The sequence below is a fragment of the Nitrospira sp. genome, assembly GCA_030692565.1.
Taxonomy (GTDB): domain Bacteria; phylum Nitrospirota; class Nitrospiria; order Nitrospirales; family Nitrospiraceae; genus Nitrospira_D.
Genome location: JAUYAO010000037.1, coordinates 48634 through 59328, shown reverse-complemented (window position 1 = coordinate 59328; position 10695 = coordinate 48634). Strand labels below are relative to the sequence as shown.

The 10695-nt window shown below is 60.6% G+C and carries 13 protein-coding genes; 9 read left to right on the top strand and 4 right to left on the bottom strand.

What is annotated here, in order from left to right:
• Positions 1 to 289: 289 nt before the first annotated feature.
• On the bottom strand, positions 290 to 568 hold the full coding sequence (locus Q8N04_09640) for a hypothetical protein (GenBank protein ID MDP3090929.1): 279 nt from the start codon (positions 566 to 568) through the stop codon (positions 290 to 292).
• Positions 569 to 574: 6 nt separating this feature from the next.
• A complete protein-coding gene (locus Q8N04_09635) occupies positions 575 to 772 on the bottom strand; it encodes a hypothetical protein (protein MDP3090928.1) in 198 nt (65 codons plus the stop codon).
• A 331-nt stretch (positions 773 to 1103) separates the two neighbouring features.
• Between Q8N04_09635 and hflX the strand changes: the two genes are divergently transcribed.
• The 5 genes from hflX (at position 1104) to Q8N04_09610 (ending at position 4831) form a co-directional block, all read left to right on the top strand.
• On the top strand, positions 1104 to 2492 hold the full coding sequence (gene hflX, locus Q8N04_09630; GenBank protein ID MDP3090927.1) for a GTPase HflX: 1389 nt from the start codon (positions 1104 to 1106) through the stop codon (positions 2490 to 2492).
• A 190-nt stretch (positions 2493 to 2682) separates the two neighbouring features.
• On the top strand, positions 2683 to 2961 hold the full coding sequence (locus Q8N04_09625; protein ID MDP3090926.1) for a hypothetical protein: 279 nt from the start codon (positions 2683 to 2685) through the stop codon (positions 2959 to 2961).
• 189 nt (positions 2962 to 3150) lie between these two features.
• Complete coding sequence (locus tag Q8N04_09620; protein MDP3090925.1) at positions 3151 to 3720, top strand: hypothetical protein; 570 nt, start codon at positions 3151 to 3153, stop codon at positions 3718 to 3720.
• Between the two features lie 119 nt (positions 3721 to 3839).
• Positions 3840 to 4487 (top strand): DUF3365 domain-containing protein, encoded by a 648-nt coding sequence (locus Q8N04_09615; protein ID MDP3090924.1) that lies wholly within the window; start codon positions 3840 to 3842, stop codon positions 4485 to 4487.
• Positions 4488 to 4567: 80 nt separating this feature from the next.
• Positions 4568 to 4831 carry a hypothetical protein gene (locus Q8N04_09610; GenBank protein ID MDP3090923.1) on the top strand — a complete coding sequence of 88 codons (264 nt, stop codon included), beginning with the start codon at positions 4568 to 4570 and terminating at the stop codon, positions 4829 to 4831.
• 30 nt (positions 4832 to 4861) lie between these two features.
• Here Q8N04_09610 and Q8N04_09605 read toward each other — a convergent pair whose 3' ends face one another.
• Entirely contained in the window at positions 4862 to 5884 is a 1023-nt protein-coding gene (locus tag Q8N04_09605) for a TIM44-like domain-containing protein (GenBank protein MDP3090922.1), read from the bottom strand.
• A gap of 197 nt (positions 5885 to 6081) precedes the next feature.
• Between Q8N04_09605 and Q8N04_09600 the strand changes: the two genes are divergently transcribed.
• The 3 genes from Q8N04_09600 (at position 6082) to Q8N04_09590 (ending at position 8430) form a co-directional block, all read left to right on the top strand.
• Positions 6082 to 6810 carry an MBL fold metallo-hydrolase gene (locus tag Q8N04_09600; GenBank protein MDP3090921.1) on the top strand — a complete coding sequence of 243 codons (729 nt, stop codon included), beginning with the start codon at positions 6082 to 6084 and terminating at the stop codon, positions 6808 to 6810.
• Between the two features lie 190 nt (positions 6811 to 7000).
• Complete coding sequence (locus Q8N04_09595) at positions 7001 to 7282, top strand: hypothetical protein (protein MDP3090920.1); 282 nt, start codon at positions 7001 to 7003, stop codon at positions 7280 to 7282.
• Between the two features lie 2 nt (positions 7283 to 7284).
• Positions 7285 to 8430 (top strand): glutathionylspermidine synthase family protein, encoded by a 1146-nt coding sequence (locus tag Q8N04_09590; GenBank protein ID MDP3090919.1) that lies wholly within the window; start codon positions 7285 to 7287, stop codon positions 8428 to 8430.
• 12 nt (positions 8431 to 8442) lie between these two features.
• On the opposite strand, the gene Q8N04_09585 is transcribed toward Q8N04_09590, so the two are convergent.
• Complete coding sequence (locus Q8N04_09585) at positions 8443 to 9465, bottom strand: zinc-dependent peptidase (GenBank protein ID MDP3090918.1); 1023 nt, start codon at positions 9463 to 9465, stop codon at positions 8443 to 8445.
• Positions 9466 to 10198: 733 nt separating this feature from the next.
• On the opposite strand from Q8N04_09585, the gene Q8N04_09580 reads away from it, so the two are divergent.
• The gene (locus tag Q8N04_09580) at positions 10199 to 10336 is read left to right on the top strand and encodes a hypothetical protein (protein ID MDP3090917.1); all 138 of its coding nucleotides are present in this window, start codon (positions 10199 to 10201) and stop codon (positions 10334 to 10336) included.
• Positions 10337 to 10695: the final 359 nt, after the last annotated feature.

Below are 10695 nucleotides of genomic sequence, written 5' to 3'. Positions count from 1 at the left end.
ACGCCGGCCCTTACAGAAAGGCGAACGTCTGGCCGATCGCATCACCGCGCAACTCGCCGAAATGGCGCGCCGCCCCGCACTCGTCCGTTCGTTCTTCAGACATCCAAGTGTTGCCTATATTGCTGCCTGCTGAGTAATGGCCTCACCAGCGCTTTTTGCTCGCGTCTTCAAGCGGGGCGTAGGGGTGGACGGCGGAGCATAGCGCTCAATCCTGGGCTCTGAAGAGCTGAGTGTGAGGTGTGGGGCATCTACCCCTTGATGGGATGTGGGCAGCGTCAGCTGGCGCGGTCTACTTGAACATGTCGTAGTCGTAGATGAAGTGATGATGCCCGATGTAGCGCAGCTCGACGTGGGTGGAGTCGAGGAATGTGAAGATAATGCGATAGGATCGGTCCACGCGAAAGCTCCAGACTTGGTGGTGCTTGGGGCGGAGCTTTTCCGTGCGCAGCGAGGGATGAAAGGGATTCTCCCGAAAGAGATCCGTCTTGACCGCGGCTTTGCGCTGAATTGGTTTCGGGAGCTGAGTGAAGAGTGTGTCGAACGTGGCAGTAGTCGAGAGTGCAATCATGATCGGCTAGGCGATCAACTCCCGCAGTGACTTTCGTTTGGTGACCCGTCCTGCGCGGTGGTCTTTTTCTGAGGCGTCCAAGTCGGCGAGGAACTCCTGGCGGTACAAGCCGATCGAGTCGCAAAAGGACTCGAAGTTCTCTTTCGAGATCTTGAACTGAAAGCTGTCTTTTGTACGCTTGATGACTTTGGCTGCGAGTGCCATGTTGCACCTCTTGACGGTTGAATTCTACAGCCTTCCTGCCCGAGAGACAATCTCAAACTCATTGAGGCTGGACCAGGGAGGAATGATCTGGGGCCGGGCGACTGAATCTGAACCCCGCGCTATTGGTTGAACCCACTCAAGAATCGCCCGCATTTGAGTTTCCATTCCCACATCACCGCGCTGAGTGCTGAGGCCTGAGCGCTTCTCTGAACTGCTGAGTGAGGGATGTGGGACGCTCCCGCCCCGGGGTGGGGCGCAAGCTGGCCTTCAGGCGAAATGCCCTGTTAAGATGTAGCCCCCTCATCAACCTGTACCCAAGGAAAAGTCAGCGATGTCGAAGCCCGCACAATCAAATGCCGTTCTTGTGGCGATCCGCACCCCTCGAATGACAGCGGAGGAGCTGGAAAGTTCTCTGCAAGAGCTCACGCGTCTTGTGAAAACCCTCGGTTACCATGTCGTGGGCCAGGTGACGCAAAAGCGGAGTTCCGATAAATATGCAGCGGTCCTGGGTCAGGGGAAACTTGCCGAATTGGCACAGTGGACCGGCGGTTCCGGGAAAATCGAGTCGGCGTTTGAACGGCCGAAGCACAAAGCGGCGTCGAAGTTCGAGGCGGCGGACTCGGACATCACGGAAGAATCAGACGACGACGAATCGGATGATACCATCGAGACCGCACCCGGCCCTCGCGAGCAGGCGCAGATCGTCATTGTGGACTGCGATCTGTCGCCGTCCCAATTGAAGAATCTTGAACGTGCCGCCGGCGTGCCGGTGCTCGATCGTACCGGGGTCATTATTGAGATTTTCAGCCGTCACGCTCGGACGAGGGCGGCCCGGCTCCAGGTGGAGATCGCGCGGCTCAATTATCTTGCGCCGCGCTTGCGGGAAACCGGCGGCGGCAGCGAGCGGCAAGGCGGAGGCGTCGGAGGCAAGGGGGCCGGAGAGACGAGCCTGGAGCTCGATAAGCGCAGAATCCGCGATCGTATGAAAGAACTCAGAGCCGAATTGGCGGCGATCGGGGACGAGCATCAGACGCGCCGCGCGAGACGGGAACACGAATTGACGGTCGCGCTCGTCGGGTACACGAATGCCGGGAAATCTTCGCTGATGCGCGCGATGACCGGGATCGAGGTGCTCGTGGCCGACAAGCTGTTCGCCACACTCGATACCACGATCCGTCCCCTGTATCCCGACACGCGTCCCAAAGTGCTCATGAGCGATACGGTGGGATTCATCAAAAAGCTCCCGCATGACCTGGTGGCGTCGTTCAAGTCGACGCTGGATGAAGCGGCCTGTGCCTCGCTGTTGCTATTTGTCGTCGATGCCTCAGATCCCTCCTTTCGCTCCCAACTCGACGTTACGCGGACGGTGTTAGCCGAAGTCGGCGCCACGGACATTCCCAGCCTCTTGGTGTTGAATAAACAAGATCGACTCGGTCCGGACGCTCTCGCGACGCTGAAGGCGGAATATCCGGACGCCTTTTTTCTGTCCACGAGAAGCAAGGAAGATCTCCAGGCGCTCCGTGAGCGCATTATGGGGTACTTTGAGAGCGATATGATCGACGAGGACTTACATATTCCGTTCACGGCGCAAGGGGTCGTGGCGGAGATCCGCGCCCGGATGCGCATCCTGTCCGAAGCCTATGATGCCGAGGGACTCACGGTACGAGTGCGAGCGACCCCTGAGGACCTGACTGGTCTCAAAAAGAAGCTCGCGCGATAAGCCGCGGATGACGCCGGCGGGACCGCCGTCGGGATCGCCGGCGCAGGCATCTTTCGCCTCTGACGTTCCGGCGTTTCTTCTCCCTCTCCCGTTCCCCTCCGTCTTCAGGCCGTGATGCAATTGCCGCTGCTGCCACGGATCAAGTACAGTGGGCGGATCATTTCTCATTGTCTGATTATTGGGAGGCGTCATGGGAGTATTTCGACGACCCGAGTTGGAAAAGGATAATCCGGTTGCGCCGCAGATGTATGTGGGGCCCCGGCGAAGGCTCGCGCTGGCCCGCGCGGCGTCGAAGGCGCAGGTTTCCGCGCAGGGCGACATGGTCGAGACGCTGCAGACGTTGACGGCCGCGGCGGAAGGGTTTGTGGCGACGGTGCCGGCCTCGAAGGCACGGCACAAGGAACGGGCTGCCTTGCTGAAGGCGATCACGCAGGCGCAGCGCCGCTTGTCCGGCGAGCCGCGGCTCTGACGGGGACGCAGAGAGGGCCATGGGCCTGGTTCGACGGATGCCACCGGTTTGTGCGAGACTCGGCCGGGCGGCGGCGATCGTTGGGCGAAAAAGTTGTTGCTAGGTCACGGACAGAATTGGTATGGAAACTCCCCCGGCGGTCTGGTGACGGGCTTGGGGAACGCGGTGCCGGGTTATTCGATAGGACACATGGTTATGTTTGACGGGTTGGATCAATTTCTCGCGTTCATCGGGACGGTGGTCTGTCTGGTTGTGGTGATCGGTGGCGCATACCGGCTCTGGCAGCTCGGGGTGCGTGGATGGTTGAATGCGCTCAACGCGCGCATGGCGCGGGTGTATTGGAAGGTGCCGAAGCACACGCTGGTGGTCTTGCCGGCGCAGGCGGCCAATGTGTGGTGGGAAATGGGGCAGAAGGACGGCACGCCCTGCATGCAGGTGGTCGGGGAGTTTTTCTTTACGAATATCAGCAGTGAGCCGGTCCTGGTGCCCAAGACGTGTTTGGTGGTGTATGGGGCGCGGTATTGGTTCATCCCCACGTCCCATCGGGTGGAAGGGAATATCCTGGTGCGGCAGGCGCAGGGCTATCTGTTTGGCCACACCGATATCCCGTCGCGCGGGTTGACGGAAGGGCGGGCGGATTGGTTGATTCTTCCCCCGGTGAGACAGAAGGGGGAGCTCTTGCAAGGGCGGGCCTGTTTTATCGACGGATATGGGAACGAGCACTGGACCCCGATGATTTCGTTTGCCTATCGGGAGTGACGTGAACTCCGATCGCGTTCGATCGGCAGCCTCGTTGCTCTGAGATGATTCCTTCCGCGGCAGTCGGTTTGTCTGCCGTTCGTCCTGTCCTTTGTTGGATTTGTCGAGAGGGTTGGTTGATGTCCACGCGTCACCTCGGTCTCGCCGCGGCCCTGGCCGGTTGCTTCATGGTTCTGGCGGCTTCTGTCACCTGGGCTGATCCGACCTATGAGCAGACGGCCCGCTATGTGCTGGATGTGGTGAGGGCGTTTCGCACGGCCTATGTGCTGCACGTCGTGGAGCATACGCGCGGAGCGGGCCCCGAGCCGCGCGAGGACTGGGAGCGGGACGCGCATTTCATTCCGCTTCCCGCGCAGTTCGTGAAGGCGGCTGCCGGACAGGTGACGTCGGTGGAGATCGGTCTGATCAGCCTGACGCCGATCAATCCGGCGAACCGGCCGAGAACTCCGGCGGAAACCAAGGCGTTGATTCAGTTGGAGAAGGACCGGCAGCAGAGCTTTCTCAGTTTTGCGGACGGGGATCAGTTCACCGCGGTCTCGGCGGATCTGGCGCTGGTCCGGTCTTGCGTCGAGTGCCACAATCAGCATCCGCAGTCGGCGCGAAAAAATTTCCGTGAATGGGACGTGATGAGCGGGCTCGTGATGCGATTCAGGCGCCCGGGATCCACGCCGGGACTGCCGCTGCCTCTGGGACCATCCCCGAGTCCTTCTGACCTGTTCGAGCAGCCTGTGTCTCCGCCCCCGGTCATGCCGCCCTGGGTGCGCTGACCGCTCCGCTCGATCGACAACCGCTTCTACGGCTCCCGGCTCGGTGGAGACTCGCGTCCGGGACGCGCCTGCTGTCCCGCATGCATTGGATGGGAGCGTTGTTCTATACTCAGCCTATGCCGAGTCCTTCCCATCCTTCTCTCATGGATTCCTTCAACTCTGAATACCGCCGGCGGTTCTATGAGGGCCATCGGTCGCTTGCGCTGCTGATGATCCTCATTGTGTTTCTGTCCCCCTTCGCCGGGCTCTATGTGGCAGGTTTGTTCGGGGCGGTGAGCGGGGTATTCCTGTCTTTCGCGGCCTACTATCTGACGCCGTATCTCTGGCTCACGATCGGCGGGTGATCCGCCGATCGTGCCGTGTCCCGTTGCTGGTTACTGTTGAATCGCCGACAGGAGCCACTTGCCATCCCCGAATCGCATGAAGGTCCAGACTTCGCTGGATTCGGCCGGCTTTTCGTCGCTGCCGTCGATGAGATAGCCCGGTTCTCCGCGTTGCTTCTTCATTGACACGGTATAGTCGCGGGCGCTCCAGTGAAGCCCCACCGTGGCGTACTGCGTCGCATGTTCGATCCAGGCTTCGCGGACGTCAGCCCGTCCGAGGACCACATCGTCGACATGGTTCTCAATGTCCTGACTCGTGTTCTCTGCCAGGGCGGTGGTGAAGTAGGTGAGCATCTCCGGTGTGACGAACCGTTTCAATGCCGCCAGGTCCTGTGTGCTCCAGGCGGTCTGAATGTCGGTCAGGAGCTGCTGAAACGCGGCTTTGTCCGCGGTGGTGATGTCGAGGTCGGTCGTCGCGGGCCGGAGGGCGGTCGCTGAGGATTCCGCCAGCAGGCTTCCGGCGACGGCGCTGCTTCGCGTGATGCCGGACAGCACCGGGGCGGGAGTCCGCCGGACTTTCAGAAAGTAATAGGCGGCGCCGGCTCCCAGGATCATGAGAAACAGGAGGAGGCCGCTGTTGCCGGCTGCGCCGGCTGCCTGGCCGACAGCCTCACCGGCTTCGTTCGTTTTGGCGCTGCTCTCGGTGGCGCCGAAGAGCATGTGGCCGATCCAGGATCCGGCGAGGCCGCCGGCGATCCCGGCCAGAAGGGGATTGCGCTGTAAAAAGGACGGTTGCGAAGCCGGCGTCGGTTGGGCCATGGGGGCCTGACCGGCTGCCGCTGATTGCGGGGCCGTTGTGGCCGGCTTCGGGGTGGTCGATTGTTGGATCGGCTGGGCGCCGTTCTGGTCGTGGGTCCGCGAACCCCGGCTGCCGATGTTGCCGGAGGCACTGCTGCTCCGGGATCCGCTGGAATACCCTCCGCCTGATCCGCCCCGGGCTTTCGCCAGGGAGACGGCCGGGGTTCCGATGAGCGCAAGTACGATGCCTGCTGCGATGACCTGTGTTGTATTCACGTGCAGTTCCTTTCAATCGATGCGAGAGGCTGACTGGATGAGCCTTGTTATCCTACCAGAATGGGTTCAGGAAAGCGGATTATTCGAGAACCTGCGGGCGTGCGTCCGCTCGTCCCGCCGCTTCTTAATGGTTTGCGTGGATTGACCCGTCTTCACAGGACTCGTACGATATCTGCCTCACTCTATGAGGAGGATCTATGGCGCAGATTACTGAAGTCGCTCCGGACCTGTTCCGCATGACGACATTTCTCGAGCCGTTCAATCTGCAGTTCAGCCAGTTCCTCGTGCGCGATGCCGAGCCGCTGCTTTTTCACACCGGTCCTCGCGCGCTGTTTCCGGCGGTGAAGGAAGCGGTGGGGGCGCTGATCGATCCCCAGTCGTTGCGCTGGATCGGGTTCAGCCATTTCGAGGCCGACGAGTGCGGGTCGCTGCCGGAGTGGCAGGAGGCGGCCAGGCATGCCACGGCGGTCTGCAGCCTGGTGGGCAAGCTCGTGAGTGTGGATGATTGTCTTGCGGTCCGGCCCGCCAAAGGGATGGCGGACGGCGAGGTGCTGCAGACGGGCAAGTACCGATTCCGGTTTCTGGCGACGCCGCATGTGCCGCATTGCTGGGACGCGGGGCTGTTGTTCGAAGAGACGCAGCGGACGCTTCTCTGTTCGGATCTGCTTCACCAAGCCGGCAATGGGGACCCGGTGACGGAATCGGATGTCGTGGGCCGCTGCCGGGACGTGCTGGTGGAATATCAAAAGGGCCCGCTGGCGAATTATCTGCCCTATGGCCCGTTCATGGATGCGACCATGCACCGTCTGGCGGCGCTCCAGCCCAAGACGCTGGCGACGATGCACGGTTCGGTCTACGTCGGCGACGGGGGAAAAGCGCTCCAGGACCTTGCCGGAGTCTTCCGGGAGGTGCTGGGCGCTTCGTAACGGTTTCCCCACCGGAAGAACCGGATGATCGGGTCTGTCGATCTCCCTGTTCACGTTCGCGTATTTGGCTCACCTCGCCTGCCCGGAATCCGTGTAAGATGTTCGAGCGTTCGTTTCCGGCAGGCCGTGAGCTTCAGCCCGCCTCCCTGTCCCTTCCTTTTTCTCCTGTTGGTGTATGTGAAAGGTCCCCATGGTAAAGAAATGGCCGGATGGGCCTGTGCCCGGCTCGGTGATTCCTCGTCTGCGGCAATCGACTGAGGTGCGGGTAAGTCTGGCGGCGATAGCCGACGGCATGGGGGAGATGGTGTGGATTGCGGCCGGTCAAGGGCCGGACGTGCCGCTGGTAGCGGACACAGTGCCGGATCACGATCGGCCACACTGTTGCCCTGAGGAAGCCGCGAAAGACGCTTGCGAACGTGGCGGATTTGGCGTGACCGGCGGTCAGTTCTATAAGCCGGAAGAGGGACCGTAGCCATGCACCGTCGCGCGATGGAGCCGCGATCTGACTGGCCCGCGCAACTCGACCGGGTCGGCCTCACGTATCACAGTCTGGACGGGGGCTACTGGCGCGAAGATGCGGCCTATGAGTTCTCCGACTCGCAGATCGATTGCCTGGAATCCGCCACGGCTTCGTTGCATCGGCTCTGTGTCGATGCGGTCGAACGGATTGTCCGCGACGATCGTTTCGCCGATCTCAGGATCCCCGATGGTTGGCGGCCGCGCATCATCGACTCGTGGGAGCGGCAGGAGCCGTCGCTCTATGGACGCTTTGATTTCTGGTATGACGGGGCGGGGGCGCCGAAACTCCTGGAGTACAACGCCGATACGCCGACCTCGTTGATTGAAGCGGCGGTCGGGCAATGGGGATGGCTGCAAGAGGCTTGTCCGGCGGCCGACCAATTCAATCGTCTGCATGATCGATTGATCGGGCAATGGCGTGAGATCCGTCGGCAGGCTTCGACCGATCTGCTCCATCTGGCCTGCTTGGATGGGAGCGACGAGGATCGGCAGACGGTGACCTATCTGGCCGATACGGCGAATCAGGCCGGGTGGCGGGTGCAGACGCTGCCGATTGAGCGGATCGGGTGGGAGTCGGGCAGTCGGCGGTTTGTGGATTGCCGGAACGAGCCTATCTCGGTGCTCTTCAAGCTCTATCCCTGGGAATGGCTCTGTCAGGACGCCTTTGCCGTGGATCTATCCAGGTCTTCGATGCTGGTGCTGGAACCGGCCTGGAAACAGCTGCTCAGTCATAAGGGGCTGCTGGCATTATTGTGGGAGTGGTATCCCGATCACCCGAATCTGTTGCCCGCCTTTTTTTCAGGACCGGGGGGTTGCCCCGCCTATGTTCGGAAACCCTTTTGGTCGCGTGAGGGCGCCAATATCTCGATCGTGAACGGAGATCAAGTCCTGACAACGTCCGGGCCCTATGATGCGGGAACCTCGGTCTTTCAACAGTACATGCCGTTGCCGGTGTTCGATGGATGGCATCCGGTGATCGGGTCCTGGGTGATCGGCGATGAGCCGGCGGGGATCGGGGTTCGTGAGGATCGCGGGTTGATCCATGGGAATCAGAGCCGCTTCGTGCCGCATTCTGTGGTGAAGGGCGTGTCTGTGCTCTGAGGGGGCTTACTCCTAGGTGCCTGGGGCGCTGCCCGTGGTTCCTGTGTTCCTGCCGGTGGCTTCCGTCTTCTTCAAACAACAGTGTGCATACTTTCTCCCGCTGCCGCAGGGGCAGGGCGCGTTGCGGCTGAGTCCCCGGCGCCGCCAGGGCAGGGAGGGGAGGAGTGCTTCCGTATCCTGATGAAAGAGACTCCGCATCAGGGAGTAGAGCGCGGGATCGCGGCGCTTCAAGAGTTCGGGCGAGGTGAAGAAATACTCGGCCAGCACCGCGAAGAATTCGTGTTCGTTGGTATAGGCGTAATCGCTGATGTGGGTACGGCGGGAGGAGGGGTGGGCCAGTTCCCGCGCCACGTATCGGACCCACTGGCGGACCGCCATCCAGGGGACTTCCGGCGGCAGTCCGTATTCGCCGGCTTCTTTTTCGACCAGGTGCGCAAATTCGTGCACGCCCACGTTGTGGGTGCCGGGATGCGGGGAGAATCCTGCCAGCAACGCCGGCTTCGAGAGAATCATCACCCCGCTCAAATGATGCAGGCCGACCATGCCGAGTAGATGTGCTTCCGACCCACCACTAGTGCGGTAGGCGTCATCGAAGGCATCCGGGTAGATCAGCACTTCATGCAGCCGATGATATTCCCAGTCATGGAACCCGAAGATCGGGATAACGGCACTGGCCGCCACCAACACTCGAGTGGTCTCGTCCGCCTCGGTGCGAATGCCGGTGATCCGGACCTCGTCGAGAAAGATCTGCATCAGTTGCCGGAACCTGGTCTTGCCCGCCTCATCGAGCGCCAAAAAGAAGGCGACATGTTTGCGAAGGATTTGTTCCCGTTCTTCGGGAAACGGTTGGCGCATCATCTCCATCCGACGAAGGCAGGGCCGCCGCACCCATCTGTAGGCCAAGGGACAGAGTCCGAGCAGGGGCCACAGCAGAGGGAAGAGCCAGGTCATCCATCCTGCCGTTCCTGCTGCCAAGATGGCGGCGATGAGGGCTTGCTGCTGATTCCGACGTTGAGCCTCTGGCGTCACGAGCATCGAGTTGATCTCCCGGGAGTAGGCACTTGCCCTGTCGCGATTCTACTCTGAACCGCCTCGTGGTGATCTCGGTCTGCGTTTTACGGATGCCGATTCAGGCTTCTGCGCTCCGGATCGAACTCTGGATTCAGTCCCTTGCTTTCTCTATGTCCAGGACGGAATGTTTGCGATATTGAGCATGCAACTTGTTGAAAACACGTTAGAAAATTAAGTATTTTTCTATCGTGTTTTCTATGGCTTGTTCGTGCTAAGATCCCCTTGCTGCTTTCTTGGTCGCCTTGGGTCTTCACCCAGCGGTTAGGAAGTCGGGGAGGTGATGTGGCCATCACCTCCCCTTTTTTTTGCCTTGTGGCATTCTTGCCTCAGTGTCTTCAGACCCCACCCCATCAATCGTGATGGGTTTCTCCTCTCCAAGCTGTGCGTTTGCCCTCTGGTCTTTCCCCCTGTCCCCCTCCTTCTGTATGCCGCTGCATCGGAATGTTCTGGAGAGCGATGAGACCTGCTCGCGAGTTTTCGATTTTGAATGGGTCGGGAACTCGGGGGGCGAGGTGGACGGGATGGGATATGGAGGGGGAGTCACTGATGGGGCTGTCTCATCGGATCGTAGGAACGATGATGGAGCCGGCGGACACCCGACGATGAAAAGTGAATGGAGAAATCTTGTTCGAGCTGTGAGTCGGAATGACGGGAGTGGGATGTGAGTGTGAGTGAGGGAGAGAGGCGAGGAGGCGACGTGACCGTCGCCTCCTCATGGTGCGACTACTTCTTCTTCTTCGCGGCAGCCTTTTTTACAGGCTTCTTCGCTGCTGCTTTCTTCGTGGCCATGAGTACTTCACCCCCCTTCGGTGTAAAAAGTTGTGATTCGATGTGACAGGTATAGCAGAGATTGCGCGGCGAGTAAATTACTTCCGTGCGGATTTTGCTGGTCGGTCAGAAAACGGACGGGGCTTCGCTATCCCGTGATCCGCCCCTTTGCGAGGCGGGAAGGTTGGCTGGGGCAGGGTGACGTATCTGAGTTGCTCCGTTGAAAGTCAGGTTGTCGATGATCGCCTTGCGTATGCGACATGGAATGCGATCGGCGCAGATTGTTTGCTGGCAATAGTTTCCGGCCATTCAGTTGTCCGCACTGTGAGGTGTGGCAAGTCGATGACCGTCGTCGATCCGGCTATTTTGAGTTTCCGATACTCCGTCGAAGGGGTGCGTGAGGGGATGAGGCGGGCGTGTGGTCCG